Origin of the sequence: Pseudomonas sp. SMSB3 (assembly GCF_052041965.1) — a bacterium.
In the GTDB taxonomy this organism is placed as follows: domain Bacteria; phylum Pseudomonadota; class Gammaproteobacteria; order Pseudomonadales; family Pseudomonadaceae; genus Aquipseudomonas.
Window position 1 is genome coordinate 369,959 of record NZ_JBKGGV010000002.1, and the last position, 22,600, is coordinate 392,558.

17 protein-coding genes are annotated in these 22,600 nt (G+C 59.8%); 12 read left to right on the plus strand and 5 right to left on the minus strand.

Annotated features, from left to right (window positions below; translation table 11 throughout):
- The first annotated feature begins 71 nt into the window (after nucleotides 1–71).
- A complete protein-coding gene (locus ACLEJW_RS04980; RefSeq protein WP_313455616.1) occupies nucleotides 72–2,036 on the plus strand; it encodes a DNA topoisomerase III in 1,965 nt (654 codons plus the stop codon).
- A 5-nt stretch (nucleotides 2,037–2,041) separates the two neighbouring features.
- On the opposite strand, the gene ACLEJW_RS04985 is transcribed toward ACLEJW_RS04980, so the two are convergent.
- The 5 genes from ACLEJW_RS04985 to vasI form a co-directional block, all read right to left on the minus strand.
- A complete protein-coding gene (locus ACLEJW_RS04985; RefSeq protein WP_313296241.1) occupies nucleotides 2,042–2,758 on the minus strand; it encodes a glycosyltransferase family 25 protein in 717 nt (238 codons plus the stop codon).
- 55 nt (nucleotides 2,759–2,813) lie between these two features.
- A complete protein-coding gene (locus ACLEJW_RS04990; RefSeq protein WP_145187435.1) occupies nucleotides 2,814–4,184 on the minus strand; it encodes an oligosaccharide flippase family protein in 1,371 nt (456 codons plus the stop codon).
- Between the two features lie 839 nt (nucleotides 4,185–5,023).
- Nucleotides 5,024–8,632 carry a type VI secretion system membrane subunit TssM gene (gene tssM, locus ACLEJW_RS04995; protein WP_440777077.1) on the minus strand — a complete coding sequence of 1,203 codons (3,609 nt, stop codon included), beginning with the start codon at nucleotides 8,630–8,632 and terminating at the stop codon, nucleotides 5,024–5,026.
- Nucleotides 8,629–10,101, minus strand: coding sequence for a type VI secretion system protein TssA (gene tssA, locus ACLEJW_RS05000; RefSeq protein WP_440777078.1), 1,473 nt, complete (start codon nucleotides 10,099–10,101; stop codon nucleotides 8,629–8,631). Before tssA ends, tssM begins: the two co-directional genes overlap by 4 nt.
- The gene (gene vasI / locus ACLEJW_RS05005; RefSeq protein ID WP_440777079.1) at nucleotides 10,089–10,721 is read right to left on the minus strand and encodes a type VI secretion system-associated protein VasI; all 633 of its coding nucleotides are present in this window, start codon (nucleotides 10,719–10,721) and stop codon (nucleotides 10,089–10,091) included. Before vasI ends, tssA begins: the two co-directional genes overlap by 13 nt.
- Before the next feature lie 317 nt (nucleotides 10,722–11,038).
- On the opposite strand from vasI, the gene tssB reads away from it, so the two are divergent.
- From tssB to ACLEJW_RS05060, 11 genes are all read left to right on the plus strand, one after another.
- Entirely contained in the window at nucleotides 11,039–11,542 is a 504-nt protein-coding gene (gene tssB / locus ACLEJW_RS05010; protein WP_440777080.1) for a type VI secretion system contractile sheath small subunit, read from the plus strand.
- A 16-nt stretch (nucleotides 11,543–11,558) separates the two neighbouring features.
- Nucleotides 11,559–13,049 carry a type VI secretion system contractile sheath large subunit gene (tssC, locus tag ACLEJW_RS05015; protein ID WP_440777081.1) on the plus strand — a complete coding sequence of 497 codons (1,491 nt, stop codon included), beginning with the start codon at nucleotides 11,559–11,561 and terminating at the stop codon, nucleotides 13,047–13,049.
- Nucleotides 13,046–13,456 (plus strand): type VI secretion system baseplate subunit TssE, encoded by a 411-nt coding sequence (tssE, locus tag ACLEJW_RS05020; RefSeq protein WP_440777082.1) that lies wholly within the window; start codon nucleotides 13,046–13,048, stop codon nucleotides 13,454–13,456. Before tssC ends, tssE begins: the two co-directional genes overlap by 4 nt.
- Nucleotides 13,457–13,459: 3 nt before the next feature.
- Entirely contained in the window at nucleotides 13,460–15,226 is a 1,767-nt protein-coding gene (gene tssF / locus ACLEJW_RS05025) for a type VI secretion system baseplate subunit TssF (protein ID WP_440777083.1), read from the plus strand.
- Nucleotides 15,190–16,206 (plus strand): type VI secretion system baseplate subunit TssG, encoded by a 1,017-nt coding sequence (gene tssG / locus ACLEJW_RS05030; protein ID WP_440777084.1) that lies wholly within the window; start codon nucleotides 15,190–15,192, stop codon nucleotides 16,204–16,206. The genes tssF and tssG overlap by 37 nt, the downstream gene beginning before the upstream one ends.
- Nucleotides 16,203–16,766, plus strand: coding sequence for an FHA domain-containing protein (locus ACLEJW_RS05035; protein WP_313296272.1), 564 nt, complete (start codon nucleotides 16,203–16,205; stop codon nucleotides 16,764–16,766). Before tssG ends, ACLEJW_RS05035 begins: the two co-directional genes overlap by 4 nt.
- Entirely contained in the window at nucleotides 16,763–17,560 is a 798-nt protein-coding gene (gene tssJ / locus ACLEJW_RS05040; protein ID WP_313296275.1) for a type VI secretion system lipoprotein TssJ, read from the plus strand. Before ACLEJW_RS05035 ends, tssJ begins: the two co-directional genes overlap by 4 nt.
- A gap of 34 nt (nucleotides 17,561–17,594) precedes the next feature.
- Entirely contained in the window at nucleotides 17,595–18,932 is a 1,338-nt protein-coding gene (gene tssK, locus ACLEJW_RS05045; RefSeq protein WP_440777085.1) for a type VI secretion system baseplate subunit TssK, read from the plus strand.
- Between the two features lie 55 nt (nucleotides 18,933–18,987).
- Nucleotides 18,988–19,803: a type IVB secretion system protein IcmH/DotU gene (gene icmH / locus ACLEJW_RS05050; RefSeq protein WP_440777207.1), complete on the plus strand. Its 816-nt coding sequence runs from the start codon at nucleotides 18,988–18,990 to the stop codon at nucleotides 19,801–19,803.
- A gap of 131 nt (nucleotides 19,804–19,934) precedes the next feature.
- Nucleotides 19,935–20,450 (plus strand): Hcp family type VI secretion system effector, encoded by a 516-nt coding sequence (locus ACLEJW_RS05055; protein WP_110739898.1) that lies wholly within the window; start codon nucleotides 19,935–19,937, stop codon nucleotides 20,448–20,450.
- 72 nt (nucleotides 20,451–20,522) lie between these two features.
- Entirely contained in the window at nucleotides 20,523–22,589 is a 2,067-nt protein-coding gene (locus tag ACLEJW_RS05060; protein ID WP_440777086.1) for a type VI secretion system Vgr family protein, read from the plus strand.
- Nucleotides 22,590–22,600 lie beyond the last annotated feature (11 nt).

Sequence of the window (22,600 nt, forward strand, 5' to 3'; positions counted from 1 at the left end):
AGATAAAGCTTGCCTGTGCGCCCACGCTTGCGCATCCTAGCCCGAACATTCCAGATAAAGCGTTTCCGGCCATGCGCCTGTATCTCTGCGAAAAACCCTCCCAGGCCAAAGATATCGCTAAAGTACTCGGTGCCAACCGCAAGGGCGACGGCTGCTGGCAAGGTACCGATGTGTGCGTCACCTGGTGCATCGGCCATCTGCTGGAAACAGCGCCACCCGACAGCTACGACGCGCGTTACAAGCGCTGGAACCTGACTGACCTGCCCATCATTCCGCAGAGCTGGAAGATGCTGGTGAAGCCCAAGACTGCTAGCCAGTTCAAGGCCGTCAAGCGGCTGCTGGGCGAAGCGCACGAACTGGTGATCGCTACCGACGCCGACCGTGAAGGCGAGATGATCGCCCGCGAGCTGATCGAGCACTGCCGCTACCGCGGCCCCATCCAGCGCTTGTGGCTATCGGCCCTGGATGATGCCTCGATACGCAAGGCGCTGGCGCACCTGCTACCGGGTCAGCAGACCTTCAACCTGTATCATTCGGCCTTGGGCCGATCTCGCGCCGACTGGCTGATCGGCATGAACATGAGCCGGCTTTTCACCCTGCTGGGTCAACAGTCCGGTTATCAAGGGGTACTACCCGTGGGCCGGGTGCAAACCCCTACCCTGCGCCTGGTCGTGGACCGTGATCGCAGCATCGCCGATTTTGTGCCAGTGCCGTTCTGGGCCATCGAAGTCCAGCTGCAAAGCGCGGGTCATCTGTTCAATGCACACTGGCGCGCACCTGACGAACACTGCGATGACCAAGGCCGGTGCCTGAACCAGGCACTGGCACAGCAAGCAGCGGCCGACATGCAGGCAGCCGCTGTTGCGCAGGTTTTGAACGTGGCCACCGAGCGCGTGCGTGAAGCTGCGCCACTGCCCTTCGACCTCGGCACGCTGCAAGAGCTGTGCTCGAAAAAGCTCGGCCTGGGCGCGCAGGAAACATTGGATATCGCCCAGGCGTTGTATGAAACCCACAAACTGATCACCTACCCGCGCAGTGACTGCGGGTACTTGCCGGTGAGCCAACACGGCGAAGCGCCCGCTATTCTCGCTGCGCTGCAGCGTGCCGATGCCAGCCTGGCGCCATTGCAGGCGCACCTGCAGCCGCAACGCCGATCACGGGCCTGGAACGACGCCAAGGTCAGCGCCCACCACGGCATCATCCCCACCGCAGCGGCCAGCGACCCCGCTCGCTTGCCTGCCAAGCACAAGGCGGTCTATACCCTGATTCGCGCGCGTTACCTCGCGCAGTTCTTGCCCAACCATGAGTACGACCGCACCCAGGCCGAGCTCGACTGCGCAAGTCACGCCTTGCGGGCGGTGGGCAAACAGATCGTCGAGCCAGGCTGGCGCCGCGCCCTGCCAGAGGCATTGACGCCGCCCAAAGGTCGCGAAGCGCAGCCGGCTCAGGTCCTCCCTCCCCTGCAACAAGGGCTGGCATGTGCCGTGCAAGGCGTACAACTCAAGGATCTGTGGACCCAGCCGCCCAAACCCTTCACCGAAGGCGACCTGATCAAAGCCATGAAAAATGTCGCCAAGCTGGTGGACGACCCACGCCTGAAGCAGAAGCTCAAGGAAACTACCGGCATTGGCACGGAGGCGACGCGCGCCAGTATCATCCAGGGCCTGCTTGACCGTGGCTACCTGGTCAAGCAGGGTAAGGCCCTGTCGGCGACGCCGGCCGCGTGCAGCCTGATCGACGCGGTGCCTCGGGCGATCGCCGATCCCGGCACCACAGCCATCTGGGAGCAGGCGCTGGATATGGTGCAAAGCGGCGAGATGAGCCTGGAAGCATTCGTTGCACGGCAGTCGGCCTGGATGGGCAAATTGGTCGAACGCTGCCGCTCGATGCGCATGACCATCACTGGGCCTGCCGTGGGCAAATCACCACCGTGGAAGAAAAAGCGCCGTGCTGGTGGCCAGAGCAAAGCGGCCGAGGGCAAGGCCAAGGCCAAGGCCAGCAAGCCGCGACAGTCCAGGCGTAAAAGCAGCGGTTGATCGGCTTAGCGAACCCGCCTGAGTTTTGCCGCCTTCAAGCGCCTGTACAGCGCCATGACCGGCCGTAAGATCGCCAACCGGTCGAATATCGACAGTGCATGCAGGTCAGTGCGCGAAGGCCTCTGGTAACCCAGATTCCAGGTGAAGTAGTACGCTTGGATGCTCTTGTCGGTATGGATCAGCGTGTTTAGCGCTGCATCGTAATGCATGGACCCGCCCTCTGGATGTCCCGGTGGACGCTCCAGCACTTGAGTGAGAAACGCACGCAATTTAGTCAGGCTCTTGCCATTCACCGCATAGAAGTGAGTGAGGTGAATCGGTCCGTCCACCAACGCCCAGCCGGGTTCATCGGCGTTGCCTTCACAGGAGTGGCCCAAGTACAGAATGTCCCACTCCAACCCTCGTAACGCTTCGACAGCTTGCTTGCCAAATGTACCGATGCGCTGTGAAAACTGAATGTCGTCTTCCAGAATGAGCACGTTGTCGACGTTGAGCTGCTCGGCTTCTTCGAGGATGCCCAAGTGGCTCAAGAAGCATCCCCGAGCACCGATACTCGGAAATCCCTCTTGAGCGTCAGGTTGAACGGCAGCATAGAAGCCGATTTTTTCGTTATCCAGAGCAAAGCCGTGGCGAGCGAATTCAGCTGTCGTTTCCTGACGACGGTCGGTTCTGGCAGGTATGTTGATGATCCGGGTTCGATCAAAATACTCGATTACATTCATCTTTCAGTCCTTCGTACCACTGATCGACGCCACGAAATTGCAAGCCTGAAGCAGCTCACATGAACAGTTTGCTAAGCAACTCGCCGCATAACGCGCCAATGAGCAGTACCGGTAGCACCAGCAGCTCGCGCTTGATGCTCAACATGCCTAATTGGTGGCTGACCTTGAAGATCAGGAACAATGTGAAGAAGGTATGCAGGGCCACGCCCCACAGCGCGTAGTGCACACCGCCGATCGCCAGCAGCAGCGGCATCAGCGTGAACAGCGCGACCACACGGATGATGTTGTCCATCGCCATGTACTTGGTCAGGCCGAGCGCCATCCATATCTGCTGGGTAAGGCTGTAGCGCAAGGTGAACAGCGATAGCGACAGCACTGCCATCATCTCGCCGGCGTCATGGTAGCGCTCGTCGTATAACCACTGAATGATCAGCGGGCTGGCGGTGAATAGAAAGCCGCAGGTGAACAGCGTCAGCACATCGAACATCAAGCGAAAGCGAAAGTACAGCTGGCGCAGACGGTCCTTATCGCCGCTGCGGGCGGCTTCGCTGAACGCCGGCAAGGCTACTGCCCCGGCCAAGCGCAACAGGCTGGTCTGAAATGCAGCGAGGATACCGATGGCAATCGAATACACCCCCAACTGCGCCACCGTCATGCTGCCGCCAAACCAGATGCGGTCGCCCTGCATCGCCAACACCCCCACCGCCGAGGAGAGAAACACCCAGCGTCCGTAGTTCATGATTTCCTTGAGGGCGACCGGGTCCCACTGTGGGCGATCTCGATGCCCAGGAAAGATCATGTGGCTAAGCACCGTGGTAACCAGCGTCGACACCAAGCCCGCCGCCACCAGCGCCCAGATCGACCGGGTCAGGTAGCCAATGATCAGCATTACCAGCAAACCTGCCACTTGCGATACCAGTTCGACCAACACCACTTTCTTCTGTTGGAAGGTGCGAATGGCCACGTCGATCTTGGTCGACTGGAAGGCGAAGATAATCGCGAAGAATCCAGTGACCGCCAATACCCCCGGCAACTCCGGTGCTGCATAGGTGGAATGTGCTGGCCACACTTGGTAAAGCTGTGACACCCAAGCGCCCAGCGCGACCAACTGCATGACCACGAACAATCCGAAGCCACGGATGATCTGTAGCGACCACACCGTATTGAGAAACAACGGCTCATCGCCGCGCGGGCTTTGAATGATGTTCTGGCGCAGTCCCACATCCGACAGCAACAGCAGCAACACGGACACGGTGGTGGCGATGGCCATGAGACCGAACATTTCCGGCAGCAACAAACGGGTGATCAACAGGTTGCCACCCAAGCGGATCACCTGGGAGGCAACAATGGAGCCGATATTCAGCGCCCCAGCCAACAGCACGCGTTTGCGAAGACTTTGCGGGGACGGGACATCGATCGTAGACATGGCACCCAGTGACCTGATTTTTCAAGCCGTTACTATAGTCGCGATCTGCCATATCGCTAAGGGGCGGGTCAGGTGTTTTTATCGATATTTGCGAAAACGCACCTAGCATTTTTGCTAGTTGCGCTTGAGCATGATCAAGCGTGAAATGAAGGGCCACAGCCACCGCTTGCATCGCTGGCGTTGACGTCAAAGAATGCGCGCATTCTACAGGGAGGTTCCATGCTTGACTGCACGGCAGAGGACTGGCCGCATGCGTGCGACTTTCCTACGCTCTTGGAGAAATTACCCCGGCACATCCATACGCTGGGGTTTCACTATTTTCATTTCGCCTACGTATCCGATCGCCGTAACGTCACGGAAGGAAACCTGCTGCCAGGTGGTGCACAGCTCGTGCAAGCGGCCCTGGGGACTCGACCTGAGCATGCCCGATATTCCAACCTGCCATTGCTGTGGGACGCCCAGACGTTTCGCAGGTCACCAGATCGGTGGCGCGAGGCCCATGCGCTGGGCCTTCGTCATGGCTGGATACAACCCGTTAGGCTTGGCTTCGAGCTACCTGGCAGTATTGAGGCCCCATGTCAGCGTGTCACGCGACGAACTGTATCTGAAGTCGGCGTGGATCATGTGGCTGAGCGAGCGCCTGCACCTTGCCGTTGAATACAGCGATGGCGCGCCTGACTCAGGCAATCATTGTCTTGACCGACAGTGATTGCCTGAGCCGAAGCACGATCTCCAGTCACAGCCAATCAGCTAGGTGAGGACAACCAAAGCCAGTGCCGCTTGCCCGTTCAGCCACAAGCTCGCCCCTCGGCGATTACCTGATACACATCGCGCTTAGCCTATCGGCGAGCCCGCGCCGTCTGCAGTGCCTTGGACGAGTACTGCAACAACCCGCGTGGTAACTGGAACCCTTCGAACGGCTGTTGAGTGATCGGGTTGAAGGCTTTCTCAGCACTCAGCCTGTAGCGCATTACGCCGTCTGCGGTGCTGAAACTCAGGTCCACGCTGGTTGCCGTGCGGCCAATGAGCGATCCACGGCTGAGCAAGCGAAACATCGACCACGGACCGCGATACTCTAGGCTGCTGCTATTACCGTTCTGCCTGAGCAAGGTCAGGTTGCTGCGCACATGCTGGCTCAACGTATTTGGCCAGACGATGCCGGTGATCTGGCGCGGACCATGGGTATAGGAAATCAGCTGCCCGTCTAGATCCAGCAGACTGGTGCGCTGATTGGCACTGAGCCCCAGCGGTTCGATGCTGAACTGCACACTCAGGTTGCCACGTTGATCGAAGAACGTTTCTCGGATGCGGTCTGCCCGCTCAAGTTGCTCGATAATGTCGCTGCGAATCAGCGAGCGCCCGTGTTGGCTGGCCTGCAGAGCTTCGAGGTTGTCTTTCAAGAAGACCTTCAGGTACCGGTCGTTGAACTGCTGCAACCGCCCCCTCGGTCCGAAGAATGCCTCGAAGTCGTCCAGCGAGGCATCGGGCGCGCGCACCACGAAGGGGTAGCGGCCAGCCAGGCGCTGCTGAAAAAAGCTGTACACCTCCGCATCCCAGCGTCGCTCCAGCTCCCGCAAGGCTTCGATGTTGAGCACTTGCGCCGTTTGATCGGCGACTTTTCTGATCTGGTGGTTGATCGGCTCTGGCAAGCTGGTGGCTACACGTTGCAGGGTGCCGATCGGATCCTGGCCTGTCATCGAGAAGCGCTGATGCACAGCCTGGAGTGCGGCTTTGCCTCTATCCGGGCTGTCTTGCACCGCCTTGGCGTAATCATGAACTGCGGTCATCGCGGCAAGGATTTCGTCGTAATAGCTGGGCTTCTCAGTTGTTGCTCGCAGCATGGCGCTCAGCCCTGCAAAAGCACGCTGAATGGCCAACGCCTGTTGCTGCTCTGGCCTGCCGGTTGCCGGCCGCAGCGCCTCAGCCTTCTCAAGTGCATCGACGCCCACAGCGGATGAAAGCGAAGTATTGTCTTTGATGGTATCCAGCAGCCGATGCAAAGGGGCTGCGGGCCCGGTCAGCTGCTGCAGGACCGCAACCCCGTGATCCAGATCGCGGAAGTCAGCCACCGAGAAGGCATTCAAGGCTCGCCGCCAACTGTCGATGAAATCGGCGCTGTACAGATTTCGTAACCGTTCGCCCAGCGCCTCGCGGTCGGCATCCGAGTAATCCAACTGGCCGCGCTCACCCAACGCCCACTCATCAACCATCGCCAGTTCGGCGAACCGCTGACTGCGGGGTTCGAAGTACTCCTTAAAGCCCTTGGCGGTCAGCATCGGCTCCAAGAGCACGCCTTCGACGTCGCTAGCACCGGTGGATGACTGATACACCACATCGAAGGCCGGGCCGACCTGATTTCGCAGGTCCAGGCCGCTATGCAGTTGCTCGGCGGCCTGCTGTTTGAGGCTGGCATAGACCCGCTCTGGCAACGGCATCCTGCGCAACGTCTGCTGCACCTCGGCGATACGCTGGTTGTACTGCGGCAATTCGGTATCGACGTAGGTCAAGGCGTACTTCAAGTGCCGCATCAGGTCGCCCTGCAATTGCCCCTGGCCCGGGAATTTTTGTTGCCACTGGCGGGCCATCCACTCCTCGACCCATTCGGGCCGGCGGTTCTGGCGATCCTCCAACATCCGATAAACCCTGAGGGCAGCCATCTGCTGCTCGCTGCCTGGCGGCGCGGCATCCATGGCCTCGATCACTCCGCTGGCCAGGGCAGGCAAGAAGCGTTTGGAGAGCAGGCCCAAATAGGCCTCATCGATGCGAGGGCCGATGGCACGCCCCTGATACAGCCCCAAATCAGCAACTCCCGGCCATGCGGCGCGATAGTCGTCAAATACCGAGACCGCGTCGCGGATCTGATCCAGCGGCCCAAGCAGGTTGCGCCCGGTCGGGTCCAATCGCTGGTCAACCTCGTGGTAACTGTATTGCTTGCTCTTGGCGAGCACATTGGCGGCCTTGGCGCCATTGATCTCGAAGTAACGCTGCCAACCGGCGATGGCGACTGAAAATGCCAGTACGCCCACCCCGGTGCCCACCCAAAGCAGCTGCCGCTTGTTGCGCGCCACGCGAATGTTATCTGCGGCAAGCCCGGATTCCGGATAAATGACGCGCTTGAACGCATGCTGGATGAAATAGGCCAATGCCTTGCCCTGTGCCTTGCCTTCAAGCAATGGAAGCCTGGTCTTGTAAGGCTGCGCCGCCTCACGCACGAAGGCATTGAGCATATCCCCTTGCTGTACGACCGAAGACCAGTACACGCCACGCACCAAGGCCGGCGTGGTGAAACGGTCGCTTGCCAGCGTTTCTTTCAGGAAGCCCAGCAGTATCGGGCGCAGCCCGACCAATTGAGCGTGCAATGAGAAGAGACGTGCTCGCAATGGCGCACCGCCCAACGTATCGAGCCGGTCCAGCACCTGCTCGAACAATTGGTTGATCAACTGATTGTAGTAATCGCCATACTCGTCCAGCCAGGCGTCGAATGTCCCGGTCGCATCAAGCTTGAAGGTGAAGCCCAGCATCTTTTCCCGCGTGGCTGCAGGAAGGCCGGCGTAGAGCTGGTCAAAACCATCCAGCAGGTCGAATTTGGTCAGTACCACATACAGCGGCAGGCGTGAGCCCAACTGGCAGCTCACTTCGTACAACCGCGTGCGCAACACATGCGCCAGTGCAACACGCTGCTCGGGCGTGCCATGAAGTAACGCAGGTAGGTCGACAACCAGCAGCACACCGTTGAGGGCTCGCTGACTGCGATTGCGCAGCAGCCAACCCAACAGATGCTGCCACAACCTGGCCGGCGTAGCGGGTGGGACTTCCGATGCGTCGGCTTCTTCAGCTGGTGAAACTGAGCGCGACTCCTGGCTGATGAAGGCCCCCGGCGGATCGATGATCACCGCGTCGTTGCTGATCCACCAACCAATCGGGTAGGCCAAAGCCTGTGCTTGTCGGCCGCGCGCCTGCGCCTTGTCGATACGGGTCAGCGAGAAACTTTGGTCGGTACGGTCAATGAAGCTGGTCTTGCCTGCATGCTGTTCGCCCACCACCAGGTACCAGGGCAATCGATACAAGGCGCGCCGCCCACCAGCATTGTGCAGAAAGCGCGCGAGCCCTTGGTCCAAGGCCTTCTCTTGCGCGCGAACGAACGGCAAGGTTTGGTCAAGTTCGGCGGCTACTGCCTGATTGCGCTCTGCCTGCAGGCGGCGATTACGTCTGCGCAGCACAACGAGCCAGCACAACAACGGCACCAGCACGAGTACCAGGCTCGCCAGCCCACGATGGGCCATGCTGGCCAACGGCTGCTGCTCACGCCAGGTCCATTGCGGGCCGAGCCACCAGATGGCAACGAGCAACAGTACAGCGCCCAGCCCGAGCAGCAGTGGCATGGCCAGACCTATACGGGTCACCAGGGGCAAGCCCCAACGTTTGAGGTGCTTCCATAGTTGATTCATCGTGATTCCCGCTCCTTGTTCCGTTCAGCCTGTACTGGCGGCGCCGCATACTGCTGAAGACGTTGAAACACCTCCGGCTCCCAGGCGCTGGCGGTTGTTTCCTGCATCGTTCTGGCAACACCTGCGCACAAATCCCGGGCCAACCAGGACACTCCGCGGGCGGCCAACAGGTCGGCAGCGATGACGGTGGTATGGCAGCGTTCACGGGGGGCGTGAAGCTCCGCCTGCATCCCCTGCAACCGCAGCAGAACCGGTTCGACGCCGCCCGTTTCCAGCTGGCTGACCAACTCCTCACGCAAGCTGACAAACTCCTGGGCGGCCGCCCCCTGATCGGATACGCCTTGTGTGCCCTTGAGCCATGCCAGGCATTGGTCATCGACAAACATCCTGCCGTCGCTGAAACACAACTTCTGCAGTGCCGGCATGCGCAATACGAACCGCGCGGTCGCGGCGCGAATGGCTTGCGCCACTTCACTCATGGCCAGTTGCGTGGCAGCGGTCGCAGCCAGGAAGCTGCCGCGTATCCAGTAGGGGCAAGCCGTCACGCTCTTTTCGATTCGCAGCAGCAATGCCGCGTCAACCGCAGTCCTCGCAAGGGCCTCTTCGTAATCGCCGGCGATATCCTGTGGCACCGCCATCAGCTCTGTGCGGTTGCCTTGCTTGGTTGGCGGCGCCGACTGGATATGGGCCCACAAGCCAAACCGCCGCAGCTGGTAGCCCGTCGGGTCGTACAGGTCTTGCTGGTTGATCTGCTCGGCCATGCTCAGCAGGGCCCTGCGTGATTCACGCTTGTTGCCCAACGACACGCGAGGCACGGGTGTGGCGATGACTTCGGCCAGCGGTGCAGGCCTGATGCTCACCGATGAGGTATCGACTGGGGCTGAGGCGGTAGAGGACTCGCCTACACCGTTGGCAAGTTCTGTGTGTTTGCCAAGCAGGTGCTCAAGTTCGCTAAGAAGCGCTTCATCCAATTGCGCAGCAGCCCGTTGCAACCGTTGCAACGCGTCTTGGGCAGCCGCCGCGTGGGCCGGGCTGTACGTAAAGCGATCCAGCCGTGGCAGCGCTTCGATCAAACGATTGAGCATCAGGGCGACCAGCTTGCGCTTGCCCAGAAACCCTTTTGGGCCAGGTTTCGGGTGAGAGCTTTCCCAGTAGTGTTCGACCAGACCGGCCAGCAGTGCCAAGCTAAAGCCCCAGCGCTCCCAGCATCGGCTGCGCAGCCAGGCGACATTCAGGTGAGCGGCGATGCGCAGGTGCTTGCACTGCTGGCTCAGGTACTGGCAGGACGCTTCCTCGATGTAGGCCCAGTCGATGGAAGACGCCTGCAGTCCGCCCAGCTTGACCATTTCCTGGTCAATGGCCTGGTAGGTTTCGTCCTCCACATCGAACAGGCCGGCCGGTGACTGCGCGTCGATGGGAGCTAGCAGCCGAGCCATTTCCTGCACGTTGAATTCCGCTACCAGCGACATGTTTTGCGCGCCTCGTCGATGAGCGGGTCCAGGCCTTGAGCATCGAAGATCAACCCGTCGACTGTCGGGTTATCACTCTCGACTTGAATGCGATGAGCCCCGATCAGTTGCTTGATCTGCTCGATGCCCGGCAAGCCTCTACCGGCGTCGAGCACCTGGCCGTTCTCCGTCACCTGCCAGGGTGTCGGCACTGTTGCGCCACGCTTGCCCTGCAAGCGGACCGTCACGCGTCCGGCATCGATGGGCTGTGCCGTGACAAGTTGCAACCTGGAGATGTTCTGCACACAGCTGATCACCAGGTAGGGATGGGGGGCGACCGAAGCAATCGCAGGTGCGGCGATCATGAGCCCGTGCTCTTCAGACCTCAGGCTAAACGTGAGGTCATCCGGCGCCCGCCCCGCCTCATGGGCCATCACGCGGCGCAAGGTAGGCGAGTCTTGCTCCGGTGCAGACCATTGCACAGGCACACGGTGCGCAGGTGTTCCAGCGAAACTATCGAAACAGGCCAGGCGCTCAAGGTTGGACACGATCCGTGGACAATCCTGATCGGAATACGCGGCTATCGGCAAACAACCAAGCGACAGCGAAAGAATTGCGCCATAAGCATTTTTACCAATCATCGCAAGCAAATTCCCTCTCGATAGTGCATATGCCCTATTCCATCAGCGGGTATAAAACCCACCGCCAGACCCTCAGCGAACAAAACTAGCGAGAGCCTAGCCGATAGAAATCGAAGGCTACAAACAAATATTTTCTTACACTTTCTCGCTCGACTAAATATCAATAAAGGCGACATGGTTTTTAGGCGAGCAACAACAAGGCCCGCCATTTTGTTTATACCGTACACCGATATCAAAGAAATTTCCTACACAACTAAATCGAAGCCCTTACGCAACTACCAAGAACTACGCCCACAAAACCAATGAGAGATTCTGCGATGTCAAAATCCACAGGATCGGTTGCACCCAAAGAGCGCATCAATATCAAGTACGTACCCGCCACCGGTGATGAACAGGCCGAAGTAGAGCTGCCGCACAAGATGCTGGTGATGGGCGATTTCGGCCTGAACGATACCCGTGCGCTGGAAGACCGGCCGGTCATGCGCATCGATAAACACACCTTCAACAGCGTGCTTAACGACGCCGATGTCAGCCTCGCCATGTCCGTACCGTCCACGCTCAGCGCGGCTCCGGATGCGGAATTGGCAGTCAACCTGCAGTTCAGGTCGATCAGCGACTTCGGACCCGACCGCATCGCCCGCCAGGTACCTGAACTGAACAAGCTGCTGGAGCTGCGCGAGGCCTTGGTCGCCCTCAAGGGCCCGCTGGGCAACGTGCCCACGTTCCGCAAGCAGCTGCAGGATTTGCTGAACGACGAGCATGCCCGCAAGCAACTCGCCAAAGAACTGGAACTGGTGCTTGAGGCACCCCAAGAAGACTGAGACAACGGAGCGTCCCATGCCACAGCGAACCAGCACCACTGTCGCCGTTGAAACAACGGGCGAGATATTGAGCAATGCTACGTTGCTCGACCAGATCATGGCGCAAACCAAACTAGCGCCCGCGCAAGAGGGCTATCAGGTCGCTCGCCAGGGTGTCTCTGCCTTTATTACGGAAATACTCAAAAGCAATGATCCAGATCAACTAATCAATAAGCACCGCGTCGATCAGATGATTGCGGAACTGGACCGGGCACTGAGCAAGCAGATGGATAGCATCTTGCATCAGCCAGCGTTCCAACAGCTTGAGTCTTCCTGGCGCAGCCTCAAAGTTCTGGTCGACCGGACGGACTTTCGCGAGAACATCAAGCTCGAAGTTCTGCATGTCAGCAAGGAAGACTTGCTCGATGATTTCGACAATGCCGCCGATATCACCTGCAGCGGTATGTACAAACACGTGTACACCGCAGGCTATGGTCAATTTGGTGGTGAGCCCGTTGCGGCCATGGTTGGCAACTACAACTTCGGCCCCTCCTCCCCCGATATCAAACTGCTGAGTTACATGGCCTCTGTCGGTGCCATGTCGCACGCGCCTTTCCTCGCAGCCCCATCCCCTGAGTTCTTCAACCTGAACAGCTTCGAAGAGCTGCCCAACCTGAAGGAAATCAAGGACATTTTCGCCGGACCACGACATGCCAAGTGGCGGGCATTCCGTGAAAGTGAAGATTCCCGCCATGCCGCCCTGACCGGACCACGCTTCATGCTCCGCTCGGCCTATCACCCGCAAGAAAACCCCGTCCAGAGCTATCACTACTACGAGAACATCGACGGCAAGCACGACAACTACCTGTGGGGCAACTCTGCCTTCCTGCTGGCCAGTTGCATCAACGACAGCTTTGCCCGCTACCGCTGGTGCCCGAACATCATCGGCCCGCAGTCGGGCGGTGCCGTCGAGGACCTGCCGGTGCACCTGTACGAGTCCTTGGGGCAGCTGCAGGCCAAGATTCCTACCGAAGTCCTGATCTCCGACCGCAAGGAGTTCGAGTTGGCCGAAGAAGGTTTCATCGCCCTGACCATGCGCAAGGACAGCGACAACGCTGCCTTCTTCTCGGCCAACTCGATACAGAAACCGAAGAACTTCCCCAAAACCCCCGAAGGGCTGCAAGCGCAGACCAACTACAAGCTCGGCACCCAGTTGCCCTACCTGTTCATCGTCAACCGCCTGGCCCATTACATCAAGGTGCTGCAGCGCGAGCAGATCGGCAGCTGGAAAGAGCGCAAGGATCTGCAATCCGAGCTCAACAAGTGGATCAAGCAGTACGTCGCCGACCAGGAGAACCCGTCAGCCGATGTACGCAGCCGCCGTCCGTTGCGGGCGGCGAAAGTCGAGGTGTCCGACGTGGCCGGCGATCCGGGCTGGTACCAGGTTTCACTTGCCGTGCGCCCGCACTTCAAATACATGGGCGCGAATTTCGAGATCTCCCTGGTCGGCCGGCTCGATACCCAATGAGTGGATTTTTTGATCGCTTGATGACGGATCAGCTCGCCAACCGCACACCTTCTCGGCAAGAGAACGCCGCCGAGAAATTCGCCGCCATCAAGCGCCACCTGGAAACACTGCTCAACGCCCGTCAGGGCTGCTCACAAAGCAGCCCTGAGCTGGGCCTGCGTGATTTCAACGGGCACGACGCTAGCAGTGGCGACCTGCTGAAGCAGGTCAGCGCCGACATCCACCGCACCATTCGGCGCTTCGAACCGCGCGTGCACGTACGTTCGCTCAACGCCATGCCCGACTGTCATGCCCCGCTGGAATTGCACTTCAAGCTGGACTGCTACGTTCAGGTCAACAACCAGAAGGAGCAGCTGCAACTGGAGCTGCTGGTAAACGGCCATAGCGGCCACACCCGAGTGAGGTGACCGATGTCACTCAAGGATCGATTCAGCGAAGAGATGCGTTACCTGCATGAACTGGGGAACGACTTCGCCAAAGACAACCCACAGCTTGCCCGCCTCCTAGGCAAGGGTGGCAGCGACCCGGATGTCGAACGCCTGATGGAAGCCTTTGCCTTTCTCACGGCCAAGCTGCGCCTGAAGTTGGAGGATGACCTGCCGGAGCTGACGCACCCCATGCTGCAGCTGCTGTGGCCCAATTACCTGCGTCCGCTGCCGAGCGCCACGATCATCCAGTTCACGCCACGCAAGCAAGCGCTCAGTCAGTCGCAACGTATCGCCCAAGGCGCACAGCTGTTCTCCAAACCGGTGGACGGCGTGCCCTGCGAGTTTCGCACCTGCATGGCGGTCGACATCCATCCGTTCGAGATCGAATCGGTGAGCGCCACCCAGACGCTCGATAGTTCGGTGGTGTGCATCGACCTCGGCACCTTGGTCGAACGACCATTGAACACCCTTGGTTGCGACAGCCTGGATTTTCACCTGAGCGGTGACACCCAGACTGCACGCACCCTGTATCTGTGGATCGCTCAGTACCTCAGGCATGTCGTCGTGACGATCAATGGGGAGATCCGCCGGCTGCCAGCCAGCAGCATTCTATTCCCAGGCTTCAGCTCGAACGAGGGGCTGCTGCCTTACCCGCAGAACGTCTTCGACGGCTACCGGATCTTGCAGGAGTACTTTGTATTTCCAAAGCGCTTCCACTTCTTCAGCGTAACAGGGCTGCAAAACGTCTGGCTCGATCAAGCCCCTGGGCGGGTGGGCCTTGAGCTTCATTTCACCCGCCAGCTCCCTGATTCGCTGCGTATCGGCAAGGGGGATTTCAGCCTGTTCTGCACTCCGGCAATAAACCTGTTCAGCCACAGCGCCGAACCGATCGACCTCTCCAACCGGCACGCCCCTGCTGACCTCACACCCCGAGGTAAAGAGCGGCACGCCTATGAAATCTTCAGTGTCGATCGGGTGATCAGCACCCGCACGACAACAGACGGAAGTACCGGCGAACAGCTGCGCACCTTCCGCCCGTTCGAATCCTTCGCCCATGAGATCGAGCATGTGCAAGGGCGCACGGCCTTGTACTACCGCTACAGCCTCGAGGACTCGCTGCGGGGTGATGGCGTCGCGCACCGCATCGCCTTCGTGCGAGCGGATGCCAATGCTTACATCGGCGAGCTGGAAACCGCCTCCATCGACCTGACCTGCACCAACCGCGACCTGCCACTGGCGCTGGGCATCGATGACATCAATGCGCTCACTGAAGCCACACCACCTCTGGTGACGTACACCAATATCTGTCCACCAACCCGCCCCTACCGGCCGGTACTCGACGGTCAGCTGCAGTGGGCCCTGATCTCCAACATGTCGCTCAACTACCTGTCGCTGCTTTCAGCCGAGACGCTGAAAGCGGTGATTCGCGCCTATGACTTCGTGGCCCTGCATGACCTGCAGCAGACGCGCACCACCCATAAGCGCCTCGAAGGCATTCGGGATATTCAGACAGAACCCCTGGACTGGCTGATCAAAGGCCAGCCCATTCGTGGACTGCGCACCCGACTAAAGCTGGATCAGGCCGCATTCGTCTGCGAGGGCGACCTGTACCTGTTCGGCTGCGTGCTCGCGCACTTCTTTGCCCTGTACGCCAGCATCAATTCCTTCCATCAACTGGAAGTGATCAATACCACCAACAACGAGCGTTACACATGGCCCATTCAGACCGGCAAGCAACCGCTGATCTAGCCGACAAGCTGCTCGCCGACGCACACCAGTACAACTTCTTCCAGTTGCTGGAGCGCCTGCACGGCTTGCACGGCGATGACTTGGAACCGCGCTGGCCGGACCAGGCCACACGGCTGCGCGTACGGCTGGCCAGCGATCCGAGGCTGACCTTCCCGGTTTCGGACGTATACAAAGCCGAACGCATGCCTGGGGACGCGGACCGCTACCGCGTGTGCACCACTTTTATGGGCGTGCACGGCACCGATTCGCCGCTGCCCTCCTATTACCTGGACCAGGTAGCGTACGAGCACGCACAGGGCATCGGTGTGCGGCCGGCGTTCTTCGATTTCTTCAATCACTACCTGCTCAGCCTGCTACACCGCATCTGGCGCAAATACCGTTACTACATTCGCTTCCAGCCAGGTGCCAGCGATGGATTTTCGCAGTACATCTTTGCCCTGCTCGGTTTGAACGACAAACAGCTGCGCGGCGACACGGCGCTGCCCTGGAGCCGCCTGCTCAGCTTCGCCGGCCTCATCGCCAGCCGCAGCCGTGCGCCCGGCGCCGTCGCCGGCATCATCGCTCACTGCTTCGACCTGAAACAGGTGCAGATTCGCGAGTTCGAAACCCGCCTGGTGCTCACCACCGCCCAGCAACTGGTAAGCCTGGGCCGCAGCAATGGCGAGCTGGGCAGCGCTTTCATGGTCGGCAGCCGCACGCGAACCCGCAGCAGCAAGTTCACCATCGTGATCAGTGAGCTCGACCAGGAGCAGCTGCGTGACCTGCTGCCAAGTGGCATCAACTTCAATCGTTTGCGTGCATTGATCGACTTCCTGTTGCGCGACGCCCTGGCCTACGACCTGGAGCTTCGCCTCGAGCAGAACGCCCTGTCGGCCTTCTGCCTGCACCCCAGCCAAGGTGCTCTGCTGGGCTGGACCAGTTTCGTCAATGACCGCCATGGCCAGATCGCTCCGGTCGTGCGGTTTCGGGGGCGCTCATGAGCCTATTGACCTTGAACATCAGCAACCTTGGGCAGTTGAAGCACAACGCCACGGCCCGGCACCAGTTCGATGACACCGGCGGCACCATCGGCAGCGCGGGAGCCACCTGGCTGATCGATGATCGTGATCAGACTGTTGCGCCGATCCACTGCGAGATTCGCTGGATCGAGGGTGTTTTCTGCGTCATCGACCGCTGCCAGGGCACTTACCTGAACGGCAACCTTGACAGCGTGGGACCGCTCAATACGAGGCGATTGCTCGACGGTGACCAACTGCGCATTGGCGCTTTACGGCTACTCGTTCAGCTCTCGCAGGCGGATACGCGCTCACTGGAGGATATGTTCAGCCCTGATCAGCGATCCCTTGATCACTGGCTACACGATGTACCGGCCGCAGCCCGGCTAGCCGCCCCAGCCACCCGCGAGTTCGCTGTTGAAATCTGCTCGGCCTTCGACCCAGGTGTCGGCAGTGACCCTCTGGCCGCGCTGGATGCCGTGGCAGTCAAGCGTACCGAGCAAGTCGATCCTTTGCAGGCCGTGGAAGTGGGAGCACACCCATGACGCGTCATTCATTCATGGCCGGTCTGCTGGCTGTGGCGATAGGGCTTTCGGGCTGCACGTCCCTGAGCAAAATCGGCCAGGTGATCAAAGATCCCTCGGTGCCCGTCGGGCCACCCAATGAACACCCCACCCAGGTTGCGTTCAGCATCAACGCCAGCGCGACGCTCAACGGTAACCCTCACAGCGTGGAGGTGCCGGTTGAGCAGCAGCCAGGTGCAGTGGAACCTAGCCCCTACGCGGTCAGCTTGAGCGCGGGGGATCCCTACGCGTTGACCGAGAAGGTCGGAACCCTGTTCGCATACCTTCAGGAACAGTTCCCGGCAATGTCGCCCATCGCGATGCCGGTAATCGAGGACGATCAACCGGCGCGCTCGCCCATGGAAGAGAGCTCGCCTGGGCGCTACGAAGACCCGACCGTGGTGCTGACCCTACCCCAGACGACCACCGTAGCCAGCGAGCCTGTCGCTACGCCCATGGCCATCAAGATCCTGCAGCTGCGCGACGACTCACTGCTGCGCAACAGCGTCTACCAGCTGTTGGAAGCAGACCCGGCCAAGGCCCTGCGCAGCACCTACGTGCGCGCTGACGACTACCTGGTGAGTCCTGGCCAATTCAAGTTCATCCCCTTTGCGCCAATCGAGTCCGAAACCCGGTTCGTCGCAGTCATTGCCGACTACCGCAACCAGGAAAACGCCACCTGGAGCCAAGTGCTGCGCATTCCCCCCCGCGGCCACCAGATCATCCTGTCGGTACTGCTCAACGACACGCAGGTCCTGCTCAAGGAAGAAGACTGATGGCACTACTTACTCACGCTGACACGGAGCGCTCATGAGCTCACGTAACCCTGTCCTATGGCCTGAAGGCCTGTTCGTCAAACCGCAGCATTTCCAACAAGCGGCTCGAGCCAGCGAAGCGGCCCAGCACCAGCGCCTCGGCAGCCTCAATGCAGCCTTCTACGGGTTCAGCGAACTGCAGTTGAACGACGAATACCTGAGCCTCGGCAAAATCGCGATAACCCGTGCGCGCGGCATCATGCCGGACGGCACGGTGTTCGATATCCCGGCAGACCTGCCACCACCGCCACCCCTGGAGATCGAAGACGACGGCGCCAACGACAGCGAGATCTACCTGTGCCTACCGCTGCGTACCGAAGGCGGTCGCGAAGTGAGTTGGCCCGACGATGGTGCCAACTTCCGTTACAGCGCCCAGGCCCATGAAATCAAGGATACCCACAGCGCTGACGGTGACCTGGTCCAGGTCGACCTGGCAGTGCCCAACCTGCAGCTCAAACGCAAGGCCGACGACAGCAGCGCCTACACCCGCCTGGCCTTGGCTCGAATTCTGGAGCGGCGCCCCGATGGCAGCCTGCAACTGGATGAACGTTTCTATCCCACCAGCGTTTCAGTGCGCGCCATACCTGCGCTGCAACGCTTCTTGGAGGAGATCACCCACACCCTGCGCGAACGCGCACGCAACCTCGCTGCCCGCATCGGCGCGTCCGGCCAATCCGGTATCGCCGACGTCCGCGATTTCAACCTGCTGCAGGCCATGAACCGGTGGTGGCCGTGTTTCCAGCACCTGGCATGTCAGGGCCAGACCCACCCGGAGCAGCTCTATCTGCACATGAGCCAAGCCTGCGGCGAGTTCGTCACTTTTACCGACGAGAGCCGGCTGCCACAGGACTGCCCCGCCTATCAGCACAACGCATTACGCGCATCGTTCAAGCCGTTGCAAGACACCTTGCGCCGCGCGCTGAGCACCGTGCTGCAGCCCCGAGCCGTATCGTTGCCCTTGCAGACGCTGGATTTCGGTGTGATGACGGCCACGCTGGAAGACCGTCGCTTGATCGATCATGCCGATTTCATCTTGGCAGTAAGCGCCGATCTACCGGCGCAGACCTTGCGCCAGATGTTCGTGCAGAAAGCCAAAGTCGTCTCGCTGGAGTCGTTGGCCGAGGCGGTACCGCTGCAACTGCCTGGCATTCCTCTGACGGCGCTGCCAGTGGCCCCACGCGACCTGCCTTTCCACGCAGGCTTCATCTACTTCGAGCTGGACCGGCGTGATTCGGCGTGGGCACCGATGAAGTATTCAAACGGCTTCGGTCTGCACATTGCCGGCGAATTCCCGGGGCTTGAGCTGCAGTTCTGGGCGATAAGGAGTGAATGAATTGGACAGGATCGGCACTGCTGGCGGCAATGACGACCGGCACACCAAACATAAACTGCGGCGTCTTATCGAGCACGTGTCAGCCGACGAGTCAGCCGCCTCAAGTTGGCATCACAGCAACGGCCAAGCACATGACGCGGATACGTCGCCCTCGGGATATCCCGCCGACCCTGATTTCCAGCTTCGCGGCGGCTATGCCAATCGCATGCTGGACGCCGCCGTCCCGCTGTTGGGTCTGGTCATCCGCCTGCGGACCCTGGACAGGTTGCCCAACATCAAGGAAGTGCACCAGCAAGTGCGCACTCAAGTCGAAAACATCCGCGAAGAGATGCACCAGCACAGCTACGAAGTCACCCAAGTATTGGCGTACACGTACGGCCTGTGCCTGCTTATCGATGAAGCGGTGATGGAGCGGCCCTGGGGCAAAGCCAGCTGCTGGAGCCAGGAACCCCTGCTCAGCATCTTCCACGATGAAACCTGGGGTGGCGAGAAATTCTTCACCGTGCTCTCCCGCCTGATGCTTGAACCCGCCCGCTACCAGGACGTACTGGAATTCATGTACTTCGCGCTGTGCCTAGGCCTCAAGGGCAAATACGCCATCGCCCCGAAGGGCGAAGAATCCTTGAACGCTTTGATCCACCAGCTCCACGAGATCATCCGCGAGCTTCGCGGACCGGCGCCAGAGCATGTCTGCGATCCTTACACAAACGTGGCCCCACGCAACTTTCGCATGAACCGGCAATGGCCGTGGTGGAGCCCGTTGGTGATCTCCGCCTTTGCCATGGCGGTAGCCTACGGCATCTACAGCTACCGCCTGCACCTGATCACCACCGAGGTGTTGGCGTCGCTCAACGGCATTCTGCAGCAGTAGCCCGCCGCAATCCGGCGTAACGGAATTCAACGAATTGACGAGGCATTCGCTTTGTTGACAAGCCCATCGTTCCCGATGGCCACGCCACCTCGTGCGCGTGCTTTATCCACATGGACGCAGGAGAAACTGCCATGCCAACACCCGCTTACATCAAAATCGAAGGTCAAACCCAAGGCAACATTACCGCGGGCGCCTTCACCTCCGACTCGGTAGGCAACGTATTCGTCGAGGGTCATGAAGACGAGATTCTGGTGCAGGAAATCAAGCACCAGGTCACCGTCCCCACTGACCCGCAAAGTGGCCAGCCTGCTGGTCAGCGTGTGCACAAGCCGTTCATCTTCACCAGCGCACTGAACAAGGCAACCCCATTGATGTATCAAGCCCTGTCCAGCGGCGAAATGCTGCCGACCGTCGAAGTCAACTGGTACCGCACCTCGGTGGAAGGCAAGCAAGAGCACTTCTTCACCACCAAGCTGGAAGACGCCACCATCGTCGACATCAACACCACGTTGCCCCACGCACAAAACAAGGAGAACGCCGACTTCACCCAACTGATCGAGGTATCGATGTCGTACCGCAAGATCTCTTGGACCCATGTGACCGCAGGCACCGAAGGCTCCGACGACTGGCGTAAACCGATCGTCTGACCCGGCTGAGCATCCCTGGCAGGCGCGACCTGCCAGGGGTTTACGAACTCTCAGACGGCGGAAGGATTGCTTATGCCTAGCCAATCTGAATTGCGTTACAGCTTCCAACCGCTGGTTGGCGATGCTGAATTTGAAGTGGTTTCGTTCGAACTCAAGGAGGGAATCAGCACGCCCTTCCAACTGGAGCTGACCCTGATCAGCTTCGAGAACGATATCGACTTCGGCCACCTGCTCGACAAACCTGTGCTGTTCACCATTTGGGACGGGGAACGTCCGGTGCGCTACGTGCACGGTCTGGTCAGTCGCTTCAGCCAGGCTGAAAGTGGCTTCTACCGCACCTACTACCACGCGCTGGTCGAACCACAGCTGGCCCGTGCCAATCTGCGCTCCAACTGGCGCATTTTCCAGCAGAAGACTGTTCCACAGATTCTCGAACTGATGCTCAAGCGCCAGGGCATCAACCAGTATGAACTACGTGCCAGCATGGACCATCAGGTCCGCGAATTCTGCGTTCAGGCCGGCGAGACGGACCTGGCGTTCTTTGCTCGGCTTGCCGCCGAAGAGGGCTTTGTCTATCGCTTCGCCCACAGTGAAAAGCTCCACAAACTGATCATCACTGATCGACTGCAATCACTGGGCTTGATCAGTCATGGGGCCATCAAGGCCGAAGATGAAGACGAGGGCTTCTACGATGACGATGAGCCGATAGATCCCAACACGGTCCTGTACCAATCCAAGAGCGGTGGCGACCAGCCAATGCCGTGCCTGCGCCGCTTGAACTACAGCGAGCAGGTCCGCACCGCACGCCAGGTTCAACGCGACCACACATTCACCAACCCGGCCTATCGCCAGGAGCACCGAGCCTCCGGTCCCTTCCTGGAACATCAGTCGGCCGAATACGAGTACTTCGATTATCCAGGCCGTTACAAGCGCGATGTCGTCGGTAAACCGTTCACTGAAAACCGTATAACCGCACTGCGTCATGATGTGCGGCTGGCAGAAGTGCACGGTGATGACGTGCGCCTGCAACCGGGCCTCAGCTTCAACCTGACAGGTCACCCACGTGAAGATCTCAACACCCACTGGCGAGTGAAATCGGTCAAGCATAAAGGCAGCCAGCTCACCAGCCTGCAGGAAGAAGCCTCCGGCGCCGATCAGAGCACGCGCTACGAGCAGACCGCAGCGCTGGTGCCCGGCCGGACTGAGTGGCGTCCTGCTCCCCTTGAAAAGCCACAGGTAGAAGGGCCACACATGGCCACCGTTGTTGGCCCGCCCGGAGAAGAAATCTACTGCGATGAATGGGGCCGGGTGAAGGTTAGCTTTCCCTGGGACCGCGAGAGCCAAAACAACGAGTTCAGCTCCTGTTGGGTGCGCGTCTCACAGGGCTGGGCCGGTGGGAGTTGGGGCTCCATGGCCATCCCGCGGATCGGCCAGGACGTGATCATCCAGTACGTCAACGGCGACCCCGACCAACCGATGATCACCGGGCGGACCTACTGCGGCGATCAGTTGCCGCCCTATGACCTGCCCGACCACAAGACCCGCATGACCATCAAGAGCCAAACCCACAAGGGCGATGGCTACAACGAACTGCGCTTCGAGGACCAACTGGGGCGGCAAGAAGTGTTCATTCACGCCGAAAAAGACCAGAACAACGTGGTAAAGCACAACGAAACCACCTTCGTCGGCAATGACCGCACTGAACGGGTTGACCACAACGAAACCATCTCCATTGGCGATCACCGCACTGAAGACGTTGGCAAGAACGAAACCATCAGCATCGGCGCTAATCGCAGCGTGACCATCGGTGCCAACAAGTCCGAAACCATCAAGCTGGCCAAAGCGGAAACCATTGGTCTTGCCAAGGCCCTGACTATCGGTGCGGGGTATCAAGTAAGCGTGGGTGCGGCCATGAACACAACTGTTGGGCTGAGCCAGAGCGAGCAGGTGGGGATTCATAAGTCCGTAGTGGTCGGCAACAAGTTCAGCATCACCGTCGGCGACGAACTGAGCATCACCGTGGGTAAGTCCACCCTAGTGATGAAGTCCGACGGCACCGTGCTGATCAACGGCAGCAACTTTGACTTCAGTGCCTCAGGGCCAGTGCAAATCAACGGCAAGGATGTCGATATCAACTGAAGGGGACCACC